Genomic DNA, 23718 nt, shown 5'->3' on the forward strand with positions numbered 1-23718 from the left:
GTGGAGAAGGCCCCCTACGGACGATTACTGCTTGCCGCAGTTCGAGGCCAGCTTCTGCTCCTCCTCCGAGAGGGTGGGACCCGGGGAGGGAGAGGCTGCGGTCGGCTTGGTCTTCGCGTCCTGGGTGGTGGGCGTCCCGACGGTGTCGCCGGACTGGCCCTCTCCCGGAGGCGGGCTGCTCGCGCGGTCGGCCGCATCGCGGCGCTGCTCGTCCTTCTTGCAGGCCGCTGCCTGCTTGGCGAGCTCCTCGACCTTCGCGCGGGCGGTGGTGAGGCTGTCCTCGGTGATCGTCGCCTCGACCTGCTTGCGCTGGTAGGGCGGTAGGTACTTGAGTTCGATCTCGGGGTGGTCCTTCTCGACCTCCGAGAGCGAGACCCAGGCGAGATCCTGGCTGATGCCGCGGTACAGGGCCACGTGCTCGCCCTTGGTGCCGACGTAGTACTGGGTCTGTGTCCAGCGGTAACCGCCGTACAGACCGCCGCCCACGACGGCCAGCGCGAGAACGATGTACAGCGAGCGCTTCAGCCATCTGCGGCCGCCGCCCCGCTTGGCGAAGTCGTCGTCGGTGTAGGCGCCGAAGCTGCCCTCGGGCGGCATCCCGCCGTACGCTCCGGCGTCGCCGGAACCGGGCGGGCCGAAGCTGCCGCCCGGCGCCTTCGGCGCGGAGGCGCGTCCCAGCCCGGCGGCACGGCCGGCCGGGGTCTGCATGGCGCCGCCGTCGTTCAGCTGGTGCTGGTTCTCGGCGACCGCGCCGACGACGACCGGGGTGTCGCTGAGCGAGGCGGCCAGGGTGTCGCCCGCATCGGTGTCGAGGACGTCGGCGACGATGCAGGTGATGTTGTCGGGGCCGCCGCCGCGCAGGGCGAGCTGGATCAGGTCCTGCACGGTCTCCTGCGGGCCCTGGTAGCTGGCGAGCGTCTCCTCCATCGTCTGGTGGGAGACGACGCCGGACAGGCCGTCGGAGCAGATCAGGTAGCGGTCACCGGCGCGGACCTCGCGGATGGAGAGGTCGGGCTCCACATGGTCGCCGCTGCCCAGCGCCCGCATCAGCAGCGAGCGCTGCGGGTGGGTGGTGGCCTCCTCCTCGGTGATCCGGCCCTCGTCGACGAGCCGCTGCACCCAGGTGTGGTCCTGCGTGATCTGGGTCAGCACGCCGTCGCGGAGCAGGTACGCACGGGAGTCGCCGACGTGCACCAGGCCGAGCCGCTGCCCCGTCCACAGGAGGGCCGTGAGCGTGGTGCCCATGCCCTCGAGCTGTGGGTCCTCCTCGACCATCATCCGGAGCTGGTCGTTGGCGCGCTGCACGGCGGTGCCGAGCGAGGTGAGGATGTCGGAGCCGGGCACGTCGTCGTCGAGCGTGACGAGCGTGGAGATGACCTCGGAGGAAGCGACCTCGCCGGCCGCCTGACCGCCCATGCCGTCGGCGATGGCCAGCAGACGGGGCCCGGCGTAACCGGAGTCCTCGTTGCCTTCGCGGATCATGCCCTTGTGCGATCCGGCGGCGAAACGCAGAGAAAGACTCATGCGGACCTCACCCGTCGGCTCGCCGGGCGACTGTCGCGCCAGCCGGTCTCGAGCCACACTGCCCACCCTCCGGTCGGGAGCAGCCCGTGCAGGTCACCGGTGGGGACCGCTGCGGCTCGCTCGCTCCGCTCGCTCATTGTCGTACTACTTCCGCAGCTCGATGACGGTCTTGCCGATGCGGATCGGCGCGCCCAGCGGAATCGGTGTCGGGGTGGTGAGCCGGGTCCGGTCGAGATATGTGCCGTTGGTGGACCCGAGATCCTCGACGATCCACTGGCCGTCACGGTCCGGGTAGATCCTGGCATGCCTGCTGGACGCGTAGTCGTCGTCCAGCACGATCGTGGAGTCGTGCGCCCGGCCCAGGGTGATGGTCTGCCCCTGGAGAGCGACGGTGGTACCCGTGAGTGTGCCCTCGGACACGACCAGCTTCGTCGGTGCCCCCCGCCGCTGGCGGCCGCCGGTCTGTTGCCGCTGCTGCGGCGGTGCGGCGTTCTGGCGCTGCTGCTGGGCACGCTGGTCGGCGCCGCGGCGCGAACCGCGCTGCGTCACCCGCGTACCGAACAGATCGCTGCGGATGACCTGGACGGCCACGATGACGAACAGCCACAGAACAGCCAGGAAACCTAGCCGCATGACCGTCAGGGTCAGCTCTGACATTGCCCCCGCTTCACCCTTCGGCTTGCCGGTAAACGATGGTGGTGCTGCCCACGACGATCCGCGAGCCGTCGCGGAGCGTAGCGCGGGTGGTGTGCTGCCCGTCTACCACGATGCCGTTGGTAGACCCGAGATCCTGGATCGTCGAGGGCGTTCCGGTCCGGATCTCACAGTGCCGGCGCGATACGCCGGGGTCGTCGATCCGCACATCGGCGTCGGTGCTGCGTCCCAGCACCAGCGTCGGGCGGGAGATCTGATGGCGTGTGCCGTTGATCTCGATCCAGCGTCGTACTTGTGCGTTCGGCACGGCACCCGGGCCGGGCGCTCGCTGGCCGGCCGCGGGACCGGGACGCGGGCCCGCGGGCATGCCGGGAGGCGGCGTGGCCGGCATCGGAGGTGCGCCGGGGGCACCCGCGCCATAGGCGGGCGGCGGGTAGCCGTAACCGCCCCGGGCGCCGGCCTGGGCGGCGTCGCCCCCGAAGGGCTGGCCTCCGGGGGACTGTGACGTACTTGACGCCAGCGTGCGGCTGCGCACCCGGTAGAGACCGGTGTCGAGGTCGTCGGCCTTCTCCAGGTGGACCTTGATCGGCCCCATGAACGTGTAGCGCTGCTGCTTGGCGTAGTCACGGACCAGGCCGGACAGTTCGTCGCCGAGCTGGCCCGAGTACGGGCTCAGACGCTCGAAGTCGGGCGTGCTGAGCTCCACGATGAAGTCGTTGGGGACGACGGTCCGCTCGCGGTTCCAGATCGTCGCGTTGTTGTCGCACTCCCGCTGGAGGGCGCCCGCGATCTCGACAGGCTGGACCTCGGACTTGAACACCTTGGCGAAGGTGCCGTTGACCAGGCCTTCGAGACGCTGCTCGAAACGCTTCAGGACTCCCATGGGGCACCTCCTCCGTCGTTGTCGCCCTGGTACTGCTCACTGATCGTATCCACGCGTCGGGAAATCGGCTGGTTCCCCTTGTCTGCCCCGTCGATGAGTGTCACCTCTCACACCGGATCGTAGAGGGGGCCTCCTGACAGTGTCCCGCACCCGGGATGCATACAGGAGGAGTGGGGGACGCCGCCCTGCGTTCCCCGGCCACTCGCTTCGTTCCTTGTTCCTCGGTCGCAGTGTCCAAACAAACGGATGTGAATCCACCCTGTGCAGCGTGCTAATCTTCTGCATGTCGCCAGGGGGTCGCACCGAACAGGTGAGGCACTCGACGACAACACCCAATGCGCGGGTGGCGGAATAGGCAGACGCGCTGGATTCAGGTTCCAGTGCCCGCAAGGGCGTGGGGGTTCAACTCCCCCCTCGCGCACAGAGGAGAAGGGTCTCCACCGGACGAAAGTCCTGGTGGGGGCCCTTTTCTCGTGTCCGTCTCACGTCGGGCGCGTCATGTCTGGCGCTTCGTCTCCGGGCTTCGCGTCCGACGGTTTGTTTCCGGGGCTCGTGTCCGGGCGCGGTGCGCCCTGCTCGTCATGTTTCACGTGGAACACAGCGGCCGCCGATGCCCGGCGGGTTCGGCGCTCGGAGTCCGGCGCTCAGGGCTCGGATCCGGCCTGGTCGCCGCGGCCTGCAGGGGTTTTCCACAGGGGGAGACGGCTGTCCGGGCCCGACGGTACGGTCATGGCTCGTGACGGTGACGGCGTACGTCGCCGGGGGAGGCGCGGGCATGAGTGAGATCAGGGCGTTGGTCCCGGAGCAGCGGCCGGATTCCGCCATGGACGGGCCGCCCCTCGGGGCAGCCGGAACCGGCTCCGTCGGCGGACTCAGCGCCGGCTCCGGGGATGGGCGGCGCATTCCTGTGGTGCACGGCTTCGCACGCCGTACGGCGGCCGCGGGCGGTGAGGAGTCGCCGAAGGGCTTGGGCAAGGCGCTGCGGGACCGGGTGCCCCGCTCGTCGCACGATGTGATGCTGCCGACGCCGGGGCGGCCCGACGCAGTGCAGGCGGTCGAGGAGTCCAGCCGCGGTCGTGTGCCGGAACTCACCCCGATACGGGTGGGGAGAATGGCGGCATCCCCGTTCGCCTTCCTGCGGGGCGCTGCCGGACTGATGGGTCACGATCTGGTGGGCACGCCTGTCACCGGTATCGGCGCACAGATCTGCGGCGACGCCCACGCGGCGAACTTCGGGCTGTACGGGGACGCCAGAGGCCGTCTGGTGATGGACCTCAACGACTTCGACGAAACCGTCGTCGGCCCGTGGGAGTGGGACCTCAAGCGCCTCGCGGTGTCCCTGGTGCTGGCGGGCCGGGTGGCAGGCGCCGACGAGGACGTCTGCCGAGCGGCGGCCTTCGACACCGTGGGCGCCTACCGCCGCACCATGCGGCTGCTGGCCAAGCTGCCGGCGCTCGACGCGTGGAACGCGATCGCGGACGAGGAACTCGTCTCGCACACGGACGCCCGGGATCTGCTGGGAACGCTGGAACGGGTCGCCGCGAAGGCCCGCAACAACACCAGCGCACGCTTCGCGGCCAAGGCCACGGAGGCCGTGGGCGGTGGCGAGAGCGGTACGGAGGGTGCCGCCGGGCGCCGATTCGTGGACGCCCCACCGGTGCTGCGACGAGTGCCGGACGCGGAGGCCGCGGCCGTCGCCGCCTCGCTCGGGGAGTACCTGACCACGGTCGGGGAGGACCGCCTTCCGCTGCTCGCCCGTTACGCGATACATGACGTCGCCTTCCGGGTGGTGGGTACCGGAAGCGTCGGCACCCGGTCGTACGTGGTGCTGCTGCTGGATCACCGCGGCGATCCGCTGGTGCTGCAGGTGAAGGAGGCACGTGCCTCGGCGCTTCTTCCGTATCTGGAGTCCGTCGGTTTCCCCGCGCCGGAGCCGGTGCACGAGGGGCGCCGGGTGGTACGGGGCCAGAAGCGGATGCAGGTCGTCAGCGACAGCCTGCTGGGCTGGACGACCGTGGAGGGCCGCCCGTTCCAGGTGCGGCAGTTCAGGAACCGCAAGGGCAGTGTCGATCCCGCGGCCCTCACGCCCGACCAGCTCGACGACTACGGCCGGATGACGGGTGCCCTGCTCGCCCGCGCCCACGCCCACAGCGCGGACCCGCGGCTGCTCGCCGGGTACTGCGGCAAGAACGAGGAGCTGGACGAGGCGGTGGCGGCGTTCGCGGTCCTGTACGCGGACCGTACGGAGGCCGACCACGCGGATCTGCTGACGGCCGTCAAGAGCGGCCGGACAGCCGCTGAGCTGGGGGTGTGACAGGGCCCCCGGGCGCGCCCGTAGGCTGGAGCGGTGACTCAGGATGCCGCCGGGGGGCCGACGACCCAGAACGACGAAGAGCAGGCTGCCCGACAGGCCGCGCTCCATGACGAGCAGGACCGGCCGGAGGCCCGGCTGGCCAAGGCGGTGGGGGCGGCCGAGCACGCGCTGATCGAGTTCGAGATCGCGGTCGAGACGTTCCGGGTGGAAGTGGAGAACTTCTCCAGGCTGCACCACCAGAAGCTCGGACCGATGTACGCGCGGCTGGACGAGCTCGACGCGCGGATCGCGGAAGCGCGGGCGGCGCGCAGCGGCGACCCGGAGGATCTGCGCAAGGCGCAGGAGGCGCGGGACCTGGTGCTTCCGATGCCCGGAGTGGACGAGCTGTTCCACGACTGGATCGACTCCGACGGTCTCTCCCCCGAGGCTGCCGCGATGCTCACCGACCAGCCCGTGCAGGCTCCGAAGCGGGTCCGGCCGAGCGACGAGGCACGCAAGCTCTACCGCGAACTGGTCCGCAAGTCCCACCCGGACCTGGCCCAGGACGAGATCGAGCGGGCCCGGCGTGACGAGTTCATCGCGCGGGTCAACGCCGCATACGGGCTCGGCGACGAGGCACAGCTGAGGAAGCTGGCCGAGGAGTGGGCCGCCGGGCCCGTGCCGGCCGCGCCCCGGCCCAGCGAGCGTGACGAGCTCTATGCCCGGCTGGAGTGGCTGGCGCAGCGCAAGGAGCTGCTGGCAGTGGTCGCCCGGGAGCTGGAGGAGAGCGCCATCGGGGCGATGCTGCGGATGGCGCCGGACGACCCGGACCGGCTGCTGGAGGAGATCGCCGAGCAACTGCTGGCGCAGGTGGCCGAGCGCGAGGCGGAACTGACCGCACTGGTGCAGTAGGTTTCCTGTGGCCCTCGGCGGGCTCGACCCGGGACCGGAACCGGCACCGGGACGGCTGTGGCACCGAGGCCCCTATATGTACGAGAGAAGGCATCACCCATGAACTTCGCCCCGTTGCCCTCCGTGAACGTCGCGGAGGTGCCGGCCGACGGCCTTGTGCTGGACGTTCGGGAGCCCGACGAGTGGGCGGCCGGGCATGTCGAGGGCGCGCTGCACGTCCCGATGAGCGACTTCGTTGCCCGCTTCGGCGAGGTGACCGAGGCGCTGGCCGACGGACGGCGCGCCTTTGTGATGTGCCGGGTCGGTGGGCGCTCCGCGCAGGTCACCCAGTACCTGGTGCAGCAGGGGATCGACGCGGTGAACATCGACGGCGGCATGCTCGCCTGGGAAGGGGCGGGACGCCCCATGGTCACCGAGAACGGCAGCCCCGCCTTCGTGCTCTGACCCTGCGTACGCCGACTCGGACGGGGCCGGCCCCGTGACGCGGGGCTAACCGAGCGGATGGGCGGCGAGCAGATCGCCCAGCGCCTCCTCGTGGGCGGCCGCGGGACCGAGCGAGAGCTCGAACTGCTTGGCCCAGGCGTGGTAGCGGTGGAGTGGGTAGTCGACGTCCGCGCCGAAACCGCCGTGCAGATGCTGAGCGGTCTGCACGACGCGCCGTACCCCCTCCGACGCCCAGATCTTGGCCACCGCGATGTCGCCCGCCGGTGGCAGCGCCCCGCCGGAGCCGGTGCCGATGCGCCAGGCGGCCTGCCAGAGAGTGGCCTCCATGGCCCGCAGGTCGATGTACCGGTCGGCGGCCTGGACGGCCACGGCCTGGAACGTGGCCACCGGGAAGCCGAACTGTTCCCGCTTGCCGGTGTACTCGCCGGTCATGGCCAGCACTCGCTCGCCCAGGCCCAGTGCCAGCGCACAGGTGCCCGTGGCAAGCAGCCCGCGCAGCCACTCCCAGGCCTGCGCGTCGTCGATCAGGTCCTGGTCCTCGATCCGTACCGCCTCGAGCCGGACCTCCGCCAGGCGCTCGCCGCTCGTGGAGACCTGCTCGGCGAGAGTGAGACCGTCGTGGGCCCGCGGTACGAGGGCGAGGACCGCCCTGCCGTCTGCCGTGTGGGCGGGCACGGCGATACGGTCCGCGCACTGTCCCCAGGGCACGGCCGTCTGGACTCCGTCGAGGACCCAGCCGACCGCTGAGGCGGCGGGGCGGTGCGCGGTGACGGCGATCTCGGCCGGACCGTGGCCGGTGCGGCCGTTGGCCGCTGCCGTGAGCACCACGTCGCCACGGCCGGCCCCAGGGATGATCTCGCTGCGGAGGCCGGCGCTGCCGTAGCGCGCCACTGTCATCGCGACCGCGCTGGTCTCCAGCAGTGGCACGCGTGCCAGCACCTTGGCCGACTCGCGCAGCACCAGGCAGAGGGCGATGGGGTCGAGTCCGGCTCCGCCGTGCTCCTCGGGCAGCACGAGACTCAGCAGGTCGGAGTCGGCGAGCCGGGCCCACAGGCTGCGGTCGAAGTCGTCCGCGACCGCACCCGCGGTCATCGCGGGACTCGGTACCGCGTCGGGCGCCACGGCAGAGAAGACCGCCTTGGCCGCCTCCACGGCTGCCAGGTGCTCCTCGGTGAAGGTGAAGTCCACTGCCCGCTCCCTCCGCGCCACGGCCGTACCTGACGGGTCGTCAAGATAGGTCAGGCCGGGCGGGAAGGGAATGCTCGTGGAGCATGGACCGTCCGGTCGGCGACCTTGAGGCCAGCGGCCAGTGGCCGGCATCAGCGGTCAGTGGTCAGCAGTCAGCGGTCGAAGTCCAACTCCACCTCGGTGGTGGCCGGGTGGGACTGACAGGCCAGGACGTAGCCGGCGTCCGTCTCCTCCGGCTCGAGTGCGAAGTTCCGGTCCATGCGGACCTCACCCGACACCAGGAACGCCCTGCATGTGCCGCACACCCCGCCCTTGCAGGCGTAGGGCGCGTCGGCCCGGCTGCGCAGCACCGTCTCCAGCAGTGATTCCCCTTCCTGGACCGGCCACGTGCCAGACCGGCCGTCGAGGGTCGCGGTGAGGGTGGCGTGAGCCTGCGCGGCGACGGCGGTGGCGAGGGGCGCCGAGCCGTCGTCGACGTGGAAGATCTCCTGGTGGATGCGGCCGCGGTCCACGCCGAGTCCGCGCAACGCACGCTCGGCGGCCTGGACGAGGCCGAACGGCCCGCAGAGGAACCAGCCGTCCACCTCCGGCACGGGAAGCAGCGCCGGCAAAAGGCCGGTGAGGCGCTCCTGGTCCAGACGGCCCGACGGGAGTCCCGCCTGCTGCTCCTCGCGGGAGAGCACGGTGACCAGCTGGAAGCGGTCGGGGTAGCGGTCCTTGAGGTCCGCCACCTCGTCGAGGAACATCGTGGAGGCAGCCGTGCGGTCGCTGCGGATCAGGCAGAACCGGGCCTCCGGCTCCCTCGCCAGCAGTGTCGCGGCCATGGACAGCACGGGCGTGATGCCGCTGCCGCCCACCACGGCGGCGAAGTGACCCGGCCTCGGCGGGAAGAGGAACCGGCCGGCCGGATGCATCACCTCGACGGTGTCTCCGACGGACAGCTCCTTGAGGGCGTACGTCGAGAAATCGCCGCCGTCGACCAGTCGGATACCGACACGCAGCACCGGAACGTCGCCGTCCTGAGCGGCCGGGGTGCAGATCGAGTACGTGCGGCGGGTCTCCACGCCGTCCACGAGCCGGCGCAGCGCGACATGCTGGCCGGGTGTGTGGCGGAAGGTCTCGCGCAGCTCGGCGGGCACGTCGAAGGTGACGGCCACCGAGTCGTCCGTGAGCCGTTCGACCGCGCTGACCCGGAGCGGATGGAACATCTACAACTCCTTGAAGTGGTCGAAAGGTTCGCGACAGGAGACACACCTGCGCAGGGCCTTGCAGGCCGTGGAGGAGAACCTGCTCAGCAGCTCCGTGTCGGTCGAGCCGCAGTTCGGGCAGCGCACGGAGAGCGTGAGCGGCACCGGCTCGTCGGCCGCGTGATGACGAGGCGGCGCTATGCCGAACTCGCTCAGCTTCCGGCGGCCTTCGGCGCTGATGTCGTCCGTCGACCAGGCCGGTGCGAGAACCTTGACGACCGAGACGGCCGCCATCCCGTGGTCGTGCAGCACCCGCTCGATGTCGGAGGTCATGGCCTCGATGGCCGGGCAGCCCGTGTACGTCGGCGTGAGCCGGACTTCGACGCTGGAGGGCCCGAGCAGACGCACGCCGCGGATGACGCCGAGCTCCTCGAGCGTCAGCACCGGCAGCTCAGGGTCGGGGACCGAGCCCGCCAGCCTGCGCAGCTCCGCCTCCAGGCCCGTATCGGCCGTGGCCGCGGGCGCAGCGTGGTCCTCAGGCCCGGTCCGGGGTGCAGCCTGGTCCTGTGGCCCGGTCCGGGGTGCAGCCTCGGCCTCGGCCCGGGTGTGGGACCGCCTCTTTCCTGCCGTTCCCGTCACCATGACGCTCCCGGGTGGCTTCGGTGCAGATGCTGCATCTCGGCGAGCATGCGTCCGAACGACTCGGTGTGGAGCCCTTGACGCCCCGCTCCCGCGGACCAGGCGCCCGTGCGCGCACCGGACGGGACGGTCAGCGTGGCGCGCTCCAGAACCGCCGTGACCCGCTCCAGCCAGAGTGCTTCCAGTGCCTCGAGATCCACCTCGAGCCCGTCCACCGGCTGGAACATCTCGCCCGTGAACCGCCACAGCGCGTCGCACGCACGCTGCATCCGCGCGTGGCTCTCCGCCGTGCCGTCGCCGAGCCTGGCGATCCAGTGCTCCGCGTGGTCCTGGTGGTACGCGACTTCCTTGACGGCCTTGGCGGCGAGCCCGGCGAACGGGCCGTCACCGGCGGCCAGCTGCCCGTACAGCAGGTGCTGGTGGACGGAGAAGTAGAACTGGCGCGCGATGGTGTGCGCGAAGTCGCCGTTCGGCTGCTCGACCAGCTGGAGGTTCCGGAACGAGCGCTCCTCGCGGAGGAAGGCCAGCTCGTCCTCGTCACCGACGAGGGAGAGGAGCACGCGCGCCTGTCCCAGCAGATCGAGCGCGATGTTGGCGAGGGCCACCTCCTCCTCCAGTACCGGTGCGTGCCCGGCCCACGCCCCCAGCCGGTGGGAGAGCACGAGTGCGTCGTCGCCGAGAGCCAGCGCCGCCGACTCGGGCACCGTGGGGGCGACAACCGTGCCCGAGGCCGCCGGCGAGGGCTGCTCTGTCGTCCGTGCCGTGCCTGCCGTGGCTGCCGGGGCGGCCGGGGCGGCCGGGGCTGCCGTGCCTGCCGGGGCGGCCGGGGCGGCCGTGGGCGTCGAGGACGACGTGGCGGGCGTGGTGGGCGTCGTGGTCACAGGTGCTTCACCCCTTCCGGGATCTCGTAGAACGTGGGGTGCCGGTAGGGCTTGTCGGCGGCCGGCTCGAAGAACGGGTCCTTCTCGTCCGGTGAGGAGGCGGTGATCGCGGTGGAGGGCACGACCCAGATCGAGACGCCCTCGCTGCGCCGGGTGTACAGGTCGCGGGCGTTGCGGAGGGCCATTTCCGCGTCAGGTGCGTGCAGGCTCCCTGCGTGCGTGTGGGACAGCCCGCGGCGCGAACGCACGAAGACCTCCCACAGCGGCCATTCGGTCGAGCTGCTCATGCCGTCGCCTCCACGGACTCGGTGTGCTGTGCTGCCTGGTGCTTGTCCGCGTACGCGGCGGCGGCTTCCCTGACCCAGGCTCCCTCTTCGTGAGCCCGTCGGCGCTGGTTGATCCGCTGTTCGTTGCAGGGGCCGTTGCCCTTGAGGACGTCCTGGAACTCGGCCCAGTCGATGGCGCCGAAGTCGTGGTGGCCGCGCTCCTCGTTCCACCGCAGATCCGGGTCCGGGAGGGTGAGACCCAGGGATTCGGCCTGGGGGACACAGATGTCGACGAAGCGCTGCCGCAACTCGTCGTTCGAGTGGCGCTTGATCTTCCAGGCCATGGACTGCGCGGAGTGTGCCGATGCGTCGTCCGGCGGGCCGAACATCATCAGCGAGGGCCACCACCAGCGGTCCACCGCGTCCTGGGCCATCGCATGCTGCTCGGGCGTCCCCTTGGCCAGGGTGAGCAGCAGCTCGTAACCCTGGCGCTGGTGGAAGGACTCCTCCTTGCAGACCCGGACCATCGCCCGGGCGTACGGCCCGTACGAGCAGCGGCAGAGCGGCACCTGGTTGGTGATCGCCGCCCCGTCGACGAGCCAGCCGATCGCGCCGACGTCGGCCCAGGTCAGCGTCGGGTAGTTGAAGATCGAGGAGTACTTCTGGCGGCCCGAGTGCAGCTTGTCGAGCAGCTCGTCGCGGCTGGTGCCGAGCGTCTCGGCGGCGCTGTACAGATACAGGCCGTGGCCGGCTTCGTCCTGGACCTTGGCCATCAGGATCGCCTTGCGGCGCAGCGACGGCGCGCGCGTGATCCAGTTCGCCTCCGGCTGCATGCCGATGATTTCCGAGTGCGCGTGCTGCGCCATCTGGCGGACCAACGACGCCCGGTACGCGTCCGGCATCCAGTCGCGCGGTTCGATGCGCTCGTCGGCGGCCACGGCAGCGTCGAACGCCGCCTGGTACCCATCCGCAGTCACTGCCGTCATCCGGACTCCCCTACCGACCGATCGTTCGGTTCATCGGCTTCAATGGTCGGTCGGCGGGCCGTAGGGTGTCAACCCTGTGGATAACCGAGGGGACCGGCGCGATCGGGGCGGGGGATGGATTTCTACGAGGACGAGGAAAGCAAGGGGGCAGGAAAAGTGAGCTCCGGGCTGCCTCTGCCCCGCCGTACCGGGCAGCAGCAGAGCGACTCGTCCGCCAGTCGTGAGGCCGGGGCACCGGGCCGGCTCGACGAGCCCCGTCCCGGCGACGGTGACGGGACCGGGACCGGCAGCGACAGCGTTCCCGGCCCCCGTCAGGCATCGGAGTCCACAGCTCCCGCCGGTCCTTCCGAGCCCTCCGTACGTCCCGGTCTCCCGGCCCTCGTCGCGGCCCCAGGACCCGAGGAGGCCCCTCCCGGGCCCCCTGAGCAACTCCCGCCTGCCGAGCCGCCCGCCCCCGACGAAGCCTCCGCCGCGCCTCCCGGCGGCATGGCGGGTCTGTCCCTCCCCTACCAGGCCGCGGCCGCCGTGTCGCTCGCGCTGATAGCCGCCCTCGCCTGCGTCCACCTGGCCATGGTGTTCCTCCACGTCGCCCCCTCCAACACGGTGACCAAGCAGCACGGCGAAGCGGTCGACGGCTGGGTCTACCCGGAGTTCGAGCAGAACTGGAAGCTCTTCGCCCCCAATCCGCTCCAGCAGAACATCGCGATACAGGCGCGGGCCCAGTACACCGCCCGGGACGGCAGCCGCCAGGTCAGCGACTGGGTCGACTTCTCCGCGGAGGACGGTGAACAGATCCGTCACAACCTTCTCCCGAGCCACCTCCAGCAGAACCAGCTCCGCCGGGCATGGGACTTCTACGTCGGCTCGCACGACACCGAGAACAAACCCGACGGCCTGCGCGGCCGGCTCTCGGAGAGCTACATGCGCCGCATCGTGATGCTCCGCCTCGACCCCCACGACCTCGGCGGCCCCGTCGAGCGCATCCAGCTCCGTGCGTCGACCCGTGCCATCGAGGCCCCGGACTGGAGCGACGAGAAGATCGACACGCGCACCGTCCACCGGGAGCTCCCGTGGTGGACCGTCACCGCGGCGGATCTGCCGGGCGGGGTCGGCAACGACAGGACAGAGGCGGCCCGGTGAAGCCCGACCAGGACCGCAGGGTCGCCCGCGCCGTCCAGCTCGTCACGTCCACGGCCCTCGGGCCGTACCAGAGCGCCATCGTCCGGATCGGCTTCGGGGCGACCTGGCTGCTGTTCCTGCTGCGCGAACTGCCCCACCGGCACGATCTCTACGGACCGGACGGTCCGTGGAGCTGGGAGATGGGCCAGCAGCTGATCGCCGGAAACAAGGCGTTCACCGTGCTCCTGTGGTCGGACGGCGCCCTGTGGTTCGAGTTCGTCTACGGCGTCTGCGTGCTCTCCAGCCTGCTGATGATGCTCGGCTGGCGTACCCGCGCCGTGTCGGTGCTCTTCATGGTCGGCGTCCTGTCGTTGCAGAACCGCTCGATCTTCGTCGGGGACGGCGGCGACAACGTCGTCCACCTCATGGCCATCTACCTGGTGCTGACGCGCTGCGCGCAGGTGTGGTCCCTCGACGCCCGGCGGGCGACACGCAAGCCGGGGCCCGACCGGACCGGCCCCGTGCTCTGGACGGTCCTCGGCACGGTGCTCCTCACGGGCACGTTCGTGGAGCGGGGCGGCGGGGACACGTGGATCCTCGTCCTGTTCTGGGGCCTGTGGGCGGCTCAAGGCCTGTGGTGGGTGGTGGACCGCTTCGCGCCCGGCAGCGAGCCGCGCACTCTGCTCGACGTCCTGGCGAACCTGACCCACAACGCCGCCCTCGTCGTGATCATGGCCGAGGTCTGCCTGATCTACGCGACCGCCGGCTGGTACAAGATCCAGGGGTCGCGCTGGCAGGACGGCACGGCGCTGTACTACCCGCTCAAGCTGGACTACTTCACCCCGTGGCCGGAGCTCTCCGGGATCCTGGCCTCCGGCGGTGTGATGGTCATGCTGCTGACCTACGGCACGGTCGCCGTGCAGGTGGCGTTCCCCTTCACGCTCTTCAACAGGCGGGTCAAGAACGTCCTGCTGGTGGTCATGATGCTCGAGCACGCGGCCATCGCGGTGCTCCTGGGGCTGCCGTTCTTCTCGATGGCGATGATCGCGGCCGACGCCGTGTTCCTGCCGACAGGGTTCCTGGTGGCCCTGGGCGCGCTGGTCGCCCGCGGACGGGACCGGCTGCTGCGGGGGAAGGGGCGCCCGCAGCCGGTGCCGCAGGGGAGTGACGAGCCGACCCGTACGCTCGTCGGGTGAGCACCACCGAAGAACCGCTTCGCGAGGAACCGATTCAGTACGACGAGGGATACGCCCCCGAGGTCGGCGTCGGCCCGCACCCGTTGCCCTGGCCCGAGGACGAGCGGTACGACCGGGAACTGCTGGCCATGGGCGACCGGCGGAACGTCGTGGACCGCTACCGGTACTGGACGCGCGAGGCGATCGTCGCCGACCTGGACACGCACAGGCACGGCTTCCACGTGGCCGTGGAGAACTGGGGCCACGATTTCAACATCGGTTCGGTGGTGCGCACGGCCAACGCGTTTCTGGCGAAGGAGATCCACATTGTCGGGCGCCGGCGCTGGAACCGGCGCGGCGCCATGGTCACCGACAGGTACCAGCATGTGCGGCACCACCCGGACACGGCCTCGCTGACCGAATGGGCGGCGGCGGAGGAGCTGCCGATCATCGGGATCGACAATCTGCCGGGGGCCGTGCCGCTCGAGCGGACGGAGCTGCCTCGCCACTGTGTGCTTCTCTTCGGGCAGGAGGGCCCCGGGCTCACCGATGAGGCTCGCAAGCACGCCGCCATGGTCTGCTCGATCGCTCAGTTCGGTTCGACGCGGTCGATCAACGCGGGCGCGGCGGCGGCCATCGCGATGCACGCGTGGGTGCAGCGGTACGCCGATGTGCCGGCTCCGGGAGTGTGACCCCGCCGAGGTGCTCCGCCGCGGCCGCTGAGCCGGTCCGCAGGGGCCCGTCCGCGCGACGCCGGTCCGCACGGGCCGGTCCGTGGGCCAGCCGTCGAGTCGTCGGCCGAGCCGGCCTGCGGGCCGGTCCGTAGTGGCCTGCGGGCCGGTCCGTGGCGGTCTGCGGGCAGAAACCGCCCCGGTGCCTGCCGGAGCGGACGGCAGGGGCGGGCGCGGGCCCTGTACGAAGCCCGGCCCCGCGCCCGCCCCCGCGCGTCATGCCTGGCGGCGGACCTCCACCACGCGGAAGCGGTTGGAGACGAAGGCGCCGTCGCACAGCGCCGCGTTCGCCGCGGGGTTGCCGCCGGAGCCGTGGAAGTCGGAGAACGCGGCGGTCTGGTTGACGTACACCCCGCCGGTCAGGTTCAGCGAGAGCTGCGCCGACTCCTCCAGGCAGACGTCCTCGATCGCGCGCTCCGTCTCCTCGGAGGTGGTGTAGGCGCCGACCGTCATCGCGCCCTTCTCCCTGACGGTGCGGCGCAGAAGCTCCAGCGCGTCGGCCGTCGAGTCGACGGCCACCACGAACGACACCGGTCCGAAGCACTCCGAGAGGTACGCGGGCTCGGAGTCCGTGGAGTCCCAGTACTTGCGGGCGCCGTCGAGCTTCACGATCACCGGGGTCCGTACCGTCGCGCCGGGGAAGTCCGGGTTGGTGACCTCACGGGACTCCAGCGCGACCTCGCCCAGCTCCGACGCGGCGTCCAGCCGTGCCTTCACATCGGGGTTGACCAGGGCTCCCAGCAGGGCGTTCGCCCGCGCGTCGTCGCCGAGCAGGCCGCCCACGGCCGCGGCCAGGTCGGCGGCCACCTCGTCATAGCTCTTGGGGCCGGACTCGGTGGTGATGCCGTCCCTGGGGATCAGCACGTTCTGCGGTGTGGTGCACATCTGGCCGCTGTACAGGGAGAGCGAGAAGGCCAGGTTGGAGAGCATTCCCTTGTAGTCGTCGGTGGAGTCGACCACGACCGTGTTGACGCCGGCCTTTTCCGTGTACACCTGTGCCTGGCGGGCGTTGGTCTCCAGCCAGTCGCCGAAGGCGGTGGAACCCGTGTAATCGATGATCTTGATCTCGGGCCGTGTCGCCAGGGTCTTCGCGATGCCCTCGCCCGGGTTCTCGGCGGCGAGGCAGACGAGGTTCGGGTCGAAGCCGGCCTCGGTGAGCACCTCGCGGGCCACCTTCACGGTGAGGGCCAGCGGGAGCACGGCGCGGGGGTGCGGCTTCACCAGGACCGGGTTGCCCGTGGCCAGGGAGGCGAAGAGGCCCGGGTAGCCGTTCCACGTCGGGAACGTGTTGCAGCCGATGACGAGCGCGATGCCGCGGCCCGCGGTGGTGAACGTCTTCCGCAGCTCCAGCGGGTCGCGCTTGCCCTGCGGCTTGGACCAGTCCACGGCGGCGGAGGGGGTGCGGGTCTGCTCCGCGTACGCGTACGCCACGGCCTCCAGGCCGCGGTCCTGGGCGTGCGGGCCGCCGGCCTGGAACGCCATCAGGAACGCCTGCCCGCTGGTGTGCATCACCGCGTGCGCGAACTCGTGGGTACGGGCGCTGATGCGGGCCAGGATCTCCAGGCAGACCAGCGCGCGCGTCTCGGGGCCGGCCTCGCGCCAGGCGCCCATGCCGGCACGCATGGCCGGCAGCAGGACGTCCAGGTCCGGGTGCGGGTACTCGATGCCCAGCTCCGGTCCGTACGGAGAAACCTCGCCGCCGGTCCACCCGTCGGTGCCCGGCTGGTCCAGGTCGAAGCGGGAGCCGCGGAGCGCCTCGAAGGCCGCGAGGCCGTCGGCGGGCGCGCTCTCGCCGTAGGCCTTGGGGTGCTCGGGGTGGGGAGACCAGTACGCGCGCGTGCGGATCGCCTCGAGGGCCTGGTCGAGCGTGGGCCGGTGGGTCTCGGTCAGCTGCATGCGGACCAACTCCTCGTCGAGCTGGGCAGGGGAGGATGACAGAGTTAGAGTAACCGAACGATCGGTCGGTACAAGGGGGCCTGTCGAAGCTGTGGACAACTCATCGGAGAGGATCGCCTCCATGACCGCCATCGACTCCACGACCGCGATCGACGTGAGCCGCACCGTCGGCGTCGTCGGCACCGGAACCATGGGCCAGGGGATCGCACAGGTCGCCCTCGTCGCAGGCCATCCCGTCCGGCTCCACGACGCCGTACCCGGAAGGGCCGGGGAGGCCGCGGCGGCGATCGGCGCACGCCTGGACCGGCTCGTCGAGAAGGGACGGATGGCTCCCGCGGACCGCGACGCCGCCCGCGGCAGGCTCCTTCCGGCCGCCGACCTCGCCGAGCTCGCCGACGCGGCGCTCGTCGTCGAGGCCGTCCTGGAACAGCTCCCGGTCAAGCAGGAACTGTTCACGGAGCTGGAGAAGATCGTCGCCGACGACTGCCTGCTCGCCACGAACACCTCCTCGCTGTCCGTGACGGCCGTCGCGGGGGCCCTGCGCAACCCCGGCCGCTTCGTCGGCCTGCACTTCTTCAACCCGGCCCCGCTCCTGCCCCTGGTGGAGGTCGTCAGCGGCCACGCCACGGACGACGCAGCGGCCGAGCGGGCCCACGCGACGGCTCTGGCCTGGGGGAAGACGCCGGTGCGCTGCGCCGACACCCCCGGATTCATCGTCAACCGCGTCGCGCGCCCCTTCTACGCGGAGGCGTTCGCCGTCCATGAGGAGCGCGGCGCCGACCCCGCCACGATCGACGCGGTCCTGCGGGAGTGCGGCGGGTTCCGGATGGGAGCCTTCGAACTGACCGATCTGATCGGCCAGGACGTCAACGAGGCGGTCACCCGGTCCGTCTGGGAGTCGTACTTCCACAGCCCGAAGTTCACACCGTCGCTCGCCCAGCGCCGCCTCGTCGAGTCGGGCCGGCACGGCCGGAAGACGGGCCACGGCTGGTTCTCTTACGAGGACGCCGTCGAGAGCCCGCGTCCGGGTACCCGGCCGGACGCCGCCGCGCCGGACAGGGTCGTGGTGCAGGGCGACCTCGGCCCCGCGGAGCCCCTGGTCGGGCTCATCAAGCGGGCCGGGATCACGGTGGTCCGTGAGGAGGGTGACGGTTCCATAGCCCTGCCCGGCGGCGCCGAACTGGGGCTGGTGGACGGCGAGACCGCGTTCGAGTTCGACGACGGGATCATCTACTTCGATCTCGCCCTCGACTACGAGAAGGCGACCCGCATCGCGCTGTCCACGTCGGACAGCACGCTCAGGACGATGCCCGGCGCAGTCGACGAAGCCGTCGGCCTCTTCCAGGCACTCGGCAAGGACGTGTCGCTGATCGGCGACGTACCCGGCATGATCGTCGCCCGTACGGTGGCGATGCTGGCCGACTTCGCGGCTGACGCGGTCGACCGCGGCGTCGCCTCGGGCGAGGACATCGACACCGCGATGAAGCTGGGCGTCAACTACCCGGCCGGACCGTTGGAGTGGGGCGGGAAACTGGGCTTCGGGTGGGTCTGCGCGCTCCTGGAGGCCCTTCACCAGCGCTACCCCACGGGCCGGTACGCGCCGTCACTGGCGACCGCCCGCCGTGCCCGTGCGTACGACGAGGCGGAGGGCCGATGACCACGGCCAGGCGGGACACCTACACCCCGGAGACCCTGCTGACCGTCGCCGTGCGGATCTTCAACGAGCGCGGCTACGACGGCACTTCCATGGAGCACCTGTCGAAGGCGGCCGGGATCTCCAAGTCCTCGATCTACCACCATGTGACCGGCAAGGAGGAGTTGCTGCGCCGGGCCGTCAGCCGGGCGCTGGACTCCTTGTTCGCCGTCCTCGACGAGAGCGGCGCACAGCGGGGCCGCGCCATCGAGCGGGTGGAGTACGTCACGCGGCGCACGGTCGAGGTCCTGATGGACGAACTGCCGTACGTCACGCTGCTGCTGAGGGTGCGGGGCAACACGAAGACCGAGCGGTGGGCGCTGGAGCGCCGCCGCGAGTTCGACCAGCGGGTCGCGGACCTGCTGAAGGCGGCCGCCGCGGACGGCGATCTGCGGGCCGACGTCGACATCCGGCTGGCGACGCGGCTGCTCTTCGGCATGGTGAACTCGCTGGTCGAGTGGTACCGCCCGCAGCCGGGCGGCAGCCACGACGGTGACCAGCTGGCGGAGACCGTGGTGCGGCTCGCCTTCGACGGGCTGCGTACGGATTCCTGACGCCGCCCGGGCACCGGGGGCGGACCAGGTGTTCGCCGGTGGGGGCCTTCTGGAGCGGGTCGCTTCCGGCCGTCGCGTGCCCGCGTCCGGCGGCCGTGGCCTGCCCGCGCTCGAAGACGGCCGGTCCGTGCCGGGTCCGGACGGTCGGAGACGGTGCGCGTGCCGGATCAGGGCAGGCGGGAACGGCTAAGGCGTGTCCGTGTCGTGCCCTGCGCCCGGGCTGCCGGCCTGGCCCGGTGCGGGGTCGAGGTCCGTCTCCTCGAACACCAGCAGCGTCCGCGTCGACAGCACCTCCGGGATGGACTGCAGCTTGGTCAGGACGAGTTCGCGCAGCGTGCGGTTGTCGGGCGTGTGCACCAGCAGCAGCACGTCGAAGTCACCGCTGACGAGCGCGATGTGAGCGGCGCCGGGGAGCGCCTGCAGTTGTTCCCGCACCGTGCGCCAGGAGTTCTGCACGATCTTGAGGGTGATGTAGGCGGAGGCGCCCTGGCCTGCCCGCTCGTGGTTCACCCGCGCGCTGAAGCCCCTGATCACCCCGTCGTCGATCAGCCGGTTGATCCGCGCGTACGCATTGGCACGGGAGACGTGCACCCGCTCGGCGACCGAGCGTATGGAGGCACGTCCGTCCGCCTGGAGCATGCGCAGTATGTCGCGGTCGATCGCGTCCAGCGGGCGCGGCACAGGCGTCTGTCCCGCGCGGTCCCCACCGTCGGCCATTTGTTCAGTTGCCATGTCCCCCCGCCTTCCTAGCATGGACGACCTGTCTCCATCTCATGCTGTGGAGAACCGTTTGTCCACAGGCTGCCCGTGCCTGTAGCCAAAATGCGCCCACGACCGAACAATCGGTAGGTGAGGCACGCCACACCCGCGCGCCTTCGACCCGTTTCTTCATCGCTTTCGTCGTCGCTCCCACGAGGAGGTGCTCGCGTTGAGAAAGAGCAGCATGACGGTCCAGGAGCTGCCCGGTTCCGCTGCCGCCGCCTACCGGCCCACACCGCCCCCGGCGTGGCAGCCCCGCACCGATCCCACGCCGCTGCTCCCCGACCCGGAGCCGTACCGGGTCCTCGGTACCGAGGCCGCTGCCTCGGCCGACCCCGAGCTGCTGCTCCGGCTCTACGCGGAGCTGGTGCGCGGACGGCGGTACAACGCGCAGGCCACCGCCCTCACCAAGCAGGGCCGGCTCGCGGTCTACCCGTCGAGCACCGGTCAGGAGGCGTGCGAGGTGGGCGCCGCCCTGGCGCTCGAGGAGCGGGACTGGCTCTTCCCGAGCTACCGCGACACCCTCGCCGCCGTCGCACGCGGCCTGGACCCCGTTCAGGCTCTGACCCTGCTGCGCGGCGACTGGCACACCGGTTACGACCCGCACGAGCACCGTGTCGCGCCGCTGTGCACCCCGCTGGCCACCCAGCTGCCCCACGCCGTGGGTCTGGCACACGCCGCCCGTCTCAAGGGCGACGACGTCGTGGCGCTCGCCATGATCGGCGACGGCGGCACCAGTGAGGGCGACTTCCACGAGGCGCTGAACTTCGCCGCCGTGTGGAACGCTCCGGTGGTCTTCCTCGTGCAGAACAACGGCTTCGCGATCTCCGTCCCGCTGGCCAAGCAGACCGCCGCGCCGTCCCTGGCCCACAAGGCCGTCGGATACGGCATGCCGGGCCGGCTCGTGGACGGCAACGACGCGGTCGCGGTCCACGAGGTGCTCGGCGAGGCCGTCGCCCGTGCCCGCCGCGGCGGTGGCCCCACCCTGATCGAGGCGGTCACGTACCGCATGGACGCCCATACGAACGCGGACGACGCCACCCGCTACCGCGCGGACAGCGAGGTCGAGACCTGGCGCGCACACGACCCGATCCAGCTCCTGGAACGGGAGCTGACGCAGCGCGGTCTGCTCGACGACGCAGGCAGGCAGGCCGCCGCCCAGACGGCGGAGACGATGGCGGCGGAGCTGCGCGAGCGGATGAACGCAGACCCCGTTCTCGACCCCATGGATCTGTTCGAGCACGTGTACGCCCAGCAGACCGCACAGCTGCGTGAGCAGGCGGCGCTGCTGCGGGCGGAGCTGGACGCTGAGGAAGAGGCACGATGACCACGGCCGCGGTGAAGCCCGCAACCATGGCCCAGGCCCTGCAGCGCGCGATGCGCGACGCCATGGCCGAGGACCCGACCGTCCACGTCATGGGCGAGGACGTCGGCACGCTCGGCGGCGTCTTCCGGGTCACGGACGGGCTCGCGAAGGAATTCGGCGAGGACCGCTGCACGGACACCCCGCTGGCCGAGGCAGGCATTCTCGGCACGGCCGTCGGCATGGCGATGTACGGTCTGCGGCCGGTCGTGGAGATGCAGTTCGACGCCTTCGCGTACCCGGCGTTCGAGCAGCTGATCAGCCACGTCGCCCGGATGCGCAACCGCACCAAGGGCGGCATGGCCATGCCGATCACCGTGCGGGTGCCCTACGGCGGCGGCATCGGCGGGGTCGAGCACCACAGCGACTCCTCCGAGGCGTACTACATGGCCACCCCGGGACTGCACGTCGTCACGCCAGCCACGGTCGAGGACGCGTACGGCCTGCTCCGCGCCTCCATCGCCTCCGACGACCCGGTCGTCTTCCTCGAACCCAAGCGGCTGTACTGGTCCAAGTCGGAGTGGTCCCCCGAGGCACCCGCCGCGGTGGAGCCGATCGGCCGGGCCGTGGTGCGCCGCTCCGGGCGCAGCGCCACGCTCATCACCTACGGCCCTTCCGTGCCGGTGTGCATGGAGGCGGCACAGGCCGCCGAGGCGGAGGGCTGGGACCTGGAGGTCGTCGACCTGCGCTCGCTGGTGCCGTTCGACGACGAGACGGTCTGCGCGTCGGTACGGCGCACCGGCCGCGCGGTCGTCGTGCACGAGTCCACCGGCTTCGGCGGCCCCGGAGGGGAGATCGCCGCGCGCGTGACCGAGCGCTGCTTCCACCACCTGGAGGCGCCGGTGCTCCGGGTGGCGGGCTTCGACATCCCGTACCCGCCGCCGATGCTCGAGCGGCATCATCTGCCGGGAGTGGACCGCGTGCTGGACGCGGTGGCGCGACTGCAGTGGGAGACGGAGGGCTGATGGCTCAGGTGCTGGAATTCAAGCTTCCCGACCTCGGCGAAGGTCTGACCGAGGCCGAGATCGTCCGCTGGCTGGTCTCCGTCGGCGACGTGGTGGCGATCGACCAGCCCGTCGTCGAGGTCGAGACGGCCAAGGCCATGGTGGAGGTCCCCTGCCCCTACGGCGGCGTGGTGACCGCACGCTTCGGCGAAGAGGGCACGGAACTGCCCGTCGGCGCACCGCTGATCACGGTCGCGGTCGGTGCCGCGGAGGCGGCCGGGGCGGACGCCTCCACGTCCTCCGGCGGTGGCGCGGCGTCACCCGCGAAGCCGGACGCCTCGGCGTCCTCCGGCGGCTCCGCCGAGTCCTCGGGCAACGTCCTGGTCGGTTACGGGACCGGCGCGCCCGCGGCGCGACGGCGACGTATCCGCCCGGCGCCGAGCGCCCCGGCGGCCACGCCGGCGCCGACCGCCGCGGCGGCCTCCGGCAGGGCCCGGGCCGGCCGGGCGGGCCGGTCCTCGGGAGGCCCGACCGCCCCGGTCACCGCTGCGAACGGCACTTCCCCCGCTGCGAACGGCACCTCCGCCGCCGCACAGACCCCCGCGACCGGCGCCGCGACCGCGGGGCACAGCGGTCCCGTGGCCGTCATCTCACCGCTCGTGCGCAAGCTGGCACGCGAGCACGGAGTGGATCTCCGGGCACTGACCGGCTCGGGCCCTGACGGCCTGATCCTCCGGGCCGACGTCGAGCGCGCCCTGCACGCTCCCGAGACGCCGATCACCGAGGCGCCCGCCACGGCGGCCCCGGCTCCGGCCGCGCCGCGGGCCGAGCGTGTCCCGCTGCGCGGGGTGCGTGGAGCGGTGGCCGACAAGCTGTCCCGCAGCCGCCGCGAGATCCCGGACGCGACCTGCTGGGTCGACGCCGACGCGACCGAACTGATGGCCGCCAGGGCGGCGATGAACGCCGCGGGCGGACCGAAGATCTCGCTGCTCGCGCTTCTCGCCCGCATCTGCACGGCCGCGCTCGAGCGCCACCCGGAGCTCAATTCCACGGTGGAGACGGAGGCCCGGGAGATCGTGCGGCTGCCGGCTGTGCATCTCGGGTTCGCCGCCCAGACCGACCGCGGCCTGGTCGTGCCGGTCGTGAAGGACGCCCACAACCGTTCGGCGGAGTCCCTGACCGCGGAGTTCGCGAGGCTCACGGAGGCCGCCCGCCAAGGGGCGCTCACTCCGGCCGAGCTGACGGGCGGCACCTTCACGCTCAACAACTACGGCGTGTTCGGCGTCGACGGCTCCACGCCGATCATCAACCACCCCGAGGCGGCGATGCTCGGGGTCGGCCGGATCATTCCGAAGCCATGGGTGCATCAGGGCGAACTGGCCGTCCGGCAGGTCGTCCAGCTCTCCCTCACCTTCGACCACCGGGTGTGCGACGGCGGCACCGCGGGAGGTTTCCTGAGGTACGTGGCCGACTGTGTGGAGCACCCCTCGGTGCTGCTCCGCACTCTGTAGGGACCGGGCCGGGATACGGCAGGCGCGAGGCCGAAAGGGGCCAGGAAGACCCCCGGCAACCGCCGAGCAGACGGCCCAGCAGGCTGAAGAGAAGACTGTAGAGAAGACTGAAGAAG

22 protein-coding genes and 1 tRNA gene are annotated in these 23718 nt (G+C 71.4%); 12 read left to right on the forward strand and 11 right to left on the reverse strand.

The window, feature by feature from the left end:
- Window positions 1-24: 24 nt before the first annotated feature.
- The 3 genes from OGH68_RS18780 to OGH68_RS18790 all read right to left on the reverse strand — a co-directional run bounded on the left by OGH68_RS18780 (window position 25) and on the right by OGH68_RS18790 (window position 3061).
- Window positions 25-1524 carry a Stp1/IreP family PP2C-type Ser/Thr phosphatase gene (locus OGH68_RS18780; protein ID WP_264245479.1) on the reverse strand — a complete coding sequence of 500 codons (1500 nt, stop codon included), beginning with the start codon at window positions 1522-1524 and terminating at the stop codon, window positions 25-27.
- Window positions 1525-1668: 144 nt separating this feature from the next.
- On the reverse strand, window positions 1669-2181 hold the full coding sequence (locus tag OGH68_RS18785) for an FHA domain-containing protein (RefSeq protein WP_264245480.1): 513 nt from the start codon (window positions 2179-2181) through the stop codon (window positions 1669-1671).
- A gap of 10 nt (window positions 2182-2191) precedes the next feature.
- Entirely contained in the window at window positions 2192-3061 is an 870-nt protein-coding gene (locus OGH68_RS18790) for an FhaA domain-containing protein (protein WP_264245481.1), read from the reverse strand.
- 337 nt (window positions 3062-3398) lie between these two features.
- Here OGH68_RS18790 and OGH68_RS18795 point away from each other — a divergent pair.
- The 4 genes from OGH68_RS18795 (at window position 3399) to OGH68_RS18810 (ending at window position 6710) form a co-directional block, all read left to right on the forward strand.
- A tRNA-Leu gene (locus OGH68_RS18795) sits at window positions 3399-3482 on the forward strand.
- Between the two features lie 354 nt (window positions 3483-3836).
- Complete coding sequence (locus OGH68_RS18800; RefSeq protein WP_413471002.1) at window positions 3837-5375, forward strand: DUF2252 domain-containing protein; 1539 nt, start codon at window positions 3837-3839, stop codon at window positions 5373-5375.
- Window positions 5376-5408: 33 nt separating this feature from the next.
- Window positions 5409-6266, forward strand: a complete 858-nt coding sequence (locus OGH68_RS18805) for a hypothetical protein (RefSeq protein WP_264245482.1) — start codon at window positions 5409-5411, stop codon at window positions 6264-6266.
- Window positions 6267-6365: 99 nt separating this feature from the next.
- Window positions 6366-6710: a rhodanese-like domain-containing protein gene (locus tag OGH68_RS18810; protein WP_264245483.1), complete on the forward strand. Its 345-nt coding sequence runs from the start codon at window positions 6366-6368 to the stop codon at window positions 6708-6710.
- A 45-nt stretch (window positions 6711-6755) separates the two neighbouring features.
- Here OGH68_RS18810 and OGH68_RS18815 read toward each other — a convergent pair whose 3' ends face one another.
- The 6 genes from OGH68_RS18815 to paaA form a co-directional block, all read right to left on the reverse strand.
- Window positions 6756-7898 (reverse strand): acyl-CoA dehydrogenase family protein, encoded by a 1143-nt coding sequence (locus OGH68_RS18815; RefSeq protein WP_264245486.1) that lies wholly within the window; start codon window positions 7896-7898, stop codon window positions 6756-6758.
- A 152-nt stretch (window positions 7899-8050) separates the two neighbouring features.
- Complete coding sequence (locus tag OGH68_RS18820) at window positions 8051-9106, reverse strand: 2Fe-2S iron-sulfur cluster-binding protein (protein WP_264245487.1); 1056 nt, start codon at window positions 9104-9106, stop codon at window positions 8051-8053.
- Window positions 9107-9583, reverse strand: a complete 477-nt coding sequence (paaD, locus tag OGH68_RS18825; RefSeq protein ID WP_264250162.1) for a 1,2-phenylacetyl-CoA epoxidase subunit PaaD — start codon at window positions 9581-9583, stop codon at window positions 9107-9109.
- A gap of 137 nt (window positions 9584-9720) precedes the next feature.
- Entirely contained in the window at window positions 9721-10428 is a 708-nt protein-coding gene (paaC, locus tag OGH68_RS18830; RefSeq protein WP_264250163.1) for a 1,2-phenylacetyl-CoA epoxidase subunit PaaC, read from the reverse strand.
- Between the two features lie 173 nt (window positions 10429-10601).
- Complete coding sequence (gene paaB / locus OGH68_RS18835) at window positions 10602-10892, reverse strand: 1,2-phenylacetyl-CoA epoxidase subunit PaaB (protein WP_264245489.1); 291 nt, start codon at window positions 10890-10892, stop codon at window positions 10602-10604.
- Complete coding sequence (paaA, locus tag OGH68_RS18840) at window positions 10889-11857, reverse strand: 1,2-phenylacetyl-CoA epoxidase subunit PaaA (RefSeq protein ID WP_264245491.1); 969 nt, start codon at window positions 11855-11857, stop codon at window positions 10889-10891. Before paaA ends, paaB begins: the two co-directional genes overlap by 4 nt.
- A gap of 114 nt (window positions 11858-11971) precedes the next feature.
- Here paaA and OGH68_RS18845 point away from each other — a divergent pair, with 114 nt between their 5' ends.
- Genes OGH68_RS18845 through OGH68_RS18855 form a run of 3 tightly spaced genes read left to right on the forward strand, consistent with a single transcriptional unit; the run spans window position 11972 to window position 14843 of the window.
- Window positions 11972-12997, forward strand: coding sequence for a DUF5819 family protein (locus OGH68_RS18845; RefSeq protein WP_413471003.1), 1026 nt, complete (start codon window positions 11972-11974; stop codon window positions 12995-12997).
- A complete protein-coding gene (locus OGH68_RS18850; RefSeq protein ID WP_264245495.1) occupies window positions 12994-14172 on the forward strand; it encodes an HTTM domain-containing protein in 1179 nt (392 codons plus the stop codon). The genes OGH68_RS18845 and OGH68_RS18850 overlap by 4 nt, the downstream gene beginning before the upstream one ends.
- Window positions 14169-14843, forward strand: a complete 675-nt coding sequence (locus OGH68_RS18855; RefSeq protein WP_264245496.1) for a TrmH family RNA methyltransferase — start codon at window positions 14169-14171, stop codon at window positions 14841-14843. Before OGH68_RS18850 ends, OGH68_RS18855 begins: the two co-directional genes overlap by 4 nt.
- Before the next feature lie 255 nt (window positions 14844-15098).
- On the opposite strand, the gene paaN is transcribed toward OGH68_RS18855, so the two are convergent.
- The gene (gene paaN / locus OGH68_RS18860; protein ID WP_264245498.1) at window positions 15099-16778 is read right to left on the reverse strand and encodes a phenylacetic acid degradation protein PaaN; all 1680 of its coding nucleotides are present in this window, start codon (window positions 16776-16778) and stop codon (window positions 15099-15101) included.
- A 121-nt stretch (window positions 16779-16899) separates the two neighbouring features.
- Here paaN and OGH68_RS18865 point away from each other — a divergent pair, with 121 nt between their 5' ends.
- Window positions 16900-18435 carry a 3-hydroxyacyl-CoA dehydrogenase gene (locus OGH68_RS18865; protein ID WP_264245500.1) on the forward strand — a complete coding sequence of 512 codons (1536 nt, stop codon included), beginning with the start codon at window positions 16900-16902 and terminating at the stop codon, window positions 18433-18435.
- Window positions 18432-19025 (forward strand): TetR/AcrR family transcriptional regulator, encoded by a 594-nt coding sequence (locus tag OGH68_RS18870; RefSeq protein WP_264245502.1) that lies wholly within the window; start codon window positions 18432-18434, stop codon window positions 19023-19025. Before OGH68_RS18865 ends, OGH68_RS18870 begins: the two co-directional genes overlap by 4 nt.
- Window positions 19026-19211: 186 nt before the next feature.
- Here the strand turns inward: OGH68_RS18870 and OGH68_RS18875 are convergent, their stop codons facing one another.
- Entirely contained in the window at window positions 19212-19742 is a 531-nt protein-coding gene (locus OGH68_RS18875) for an Lrp/AsnC family transcriptional regulator (protein ID WP_264250164.1), read from the reverse strand.
- Window positions 19743-19968: 226 nt separating this feature from the next.
- Here OGH68_RS18875 and pdhA point away from each other — a divergent pair, with 226 nt between their 5' ends.
- The 3 genes from pdhA to OGH68_RS18890 are packed head-to-tail and all read left to right on the forward strand — an operon-like array spanning window position 19969 to window position 23602.
- The gene (pdhA, locus tag OGH68_RS18880) at window positions 19969-21111 is read left to right on the forward strand and encodes a pyruvate dehydrogenase (acetyl-transferring) E1 component subunit alpha (RefSeq protein WP_264250165.1); all 1143 of its coding nucleotides are present in this window, start codon (window positions 19969-19971) and stop codon (window positions 21109-21111) included.
- The gene (locus OGH68_RS18885; protein WP_264245504.1) at window positions 21108-22112 is read left to right on the forward strand and encodes an alpha-ketoacid dehydrogenase subunit beta; all 1005 of its coding nucleotides are present in this window, start codon (window positions 21108-21110) and stop codon (window positions 22110-22112) included. Before pdhA ends, OGH68_RS18885 begins: the two co-directional genes overlap by 4 nt.
- The gene (locus OGH68_RS18890; protein ID WP_264245505.1) at window positions 22112-23602 is read left to right on the forward strand and encodes a dihydrolipoamide acetyltransferase family protein; all 1491 of its coding nucleotides are present in this window, start codon (window positions 22112-22114) and stop codon (window positions 23600-23602) included. The genes OGH68_RS18885 and OGH68_RS18890 overlap by 1 nt, the downstream gene beginning before the upstream one ends.
- The last annotated feature ends 116 nt before the right edge of the window (window positions 23603-23718 follow it).

Source organism: Streptomyces peucetius (assembly GCF_025854275.1).
GTDB lineage: Bacteria > Actinomycetota > Actinomycetes > Streptomycetales > Streptomycetaceae > Streptomyces > Streptomyces peucetius_A.

Excerpts from the sequence above, each read along its gene's own strand:
- OGH68_RS18780 (WP_264245479.1), bottom strand. The coding sequence starts at position 1,524 with ATGAGTCTTTCTCTGCGTTTCGCCGCCGGATCGCACAAGGGCATGATC.
- OGH68_RS18785 (WP_264245480.1), bottom strand. The coding sequence starts at position 2,181 with ATGTCAGAGCTGACCCTGACGGTCATGCGGCTAGGTTTCCTGGCTGTT.
- OGH68_RS18790 (WP_264245481.1), bottom strand. The coding sequence starts at position 3,061 with ATGGGAGTCCTGAAGCGTTTCGAGCAGCGTCTCGAAGGCCTGGTCAAC.
- OGH68_RS18800 (WP_413471002.1), top strand. The coding sequence starts at position 3,837 with ATGAGTGAGATCAGGGCGTTGGTCCCGGAGCAGCGGCCGGATTCCGCC.
- OGH68_RS18810 (WP_264245483.1), top strand. The coding sequence starts at position 6,366 with ATGAACTTCGCCCCGTTGCCCTCCGTGAACGTCGCGGAGGTGCCGGCC.
- OGH68_RS18820 (WP_264245487.1), bottom strand. The coding sequence starts at position 9,106 with ATGTTCCATCCGCTCCGGGTCAGCGCGGTCGAACGGCTCACGGACGAC.
- paaB (WP_264245489.1), bottom strand. The coding sequence starts at position 10,892 with ATGAGCAGCTCGACCGAATGGCCGCTGTGGGAGGTCTTCGTGCGTTCG.
- paaA (WP_264245491.1), bottom strand. The coding sequence starts at position 11,857 with ATGACGGCAGTGACTGCGGATGGGTACCAGGCGGCGTTCGACGCTGCC.
- OGH68_RS18845 (WP_413471003.1), top strand. The coding sequence starts at position 11,972 with ATGGATTTCTACGAGGACGAGGAAAGCAAGGGGGCAGGAAAAGTGAGC.
- paaN (WP_264245498.1), bottom strand. The coding sequence starts at position 16,778 with ATGCAGCTGACCGAGACCCACCGGCCCACGCTCGACCAGGCCCTCGAG.
- OGH68_RS18865 (WP_264245500.1), top strand. The coding sequence starts at position 16,900 with ATGACCGCCATCGACTCCACGACCGCGATCGACGTGAGCCGCACCGTC.
- OGH68_RS18870 (WP_264245502.1), top strand. The coding sequence starts at position 18,432 with ATGACCACGGCCAGGCGGGACACCTACACCCCGGAGACCCTGCTGACC.
- OGH68_RS18875 (WP_264250164.1), bottom strand. The coding sequence starts at position 19,742 with ATGGCCGACGGTGGGGACCGCGCGGGACAGACGCCTGTGCCGCGCCCG.
- pdhA (WP_264250165.1), top strand. The coding sequence starts at position 19,969 with ATGACGGTCCAGGAGCTGCCCGGTTCCGCTGCCGCCGCCTACCGGCCC.
- OGH68_RS18885 (WP_264245504.1), top strand. The coding sequence starts at position 21,108 with ATGACCACGGCCGCGGTGAAGCCCGCAACCATGGCCCAGGCCCTGCAG.
- OGH68_RS18890 (WP_264245505.1), top strand. The coding sequence starts at position 22,112 with ATGGCTCAGGTGCTGGAATTCAAGCTTCCCGACCTCGGCGAAGGTCTG.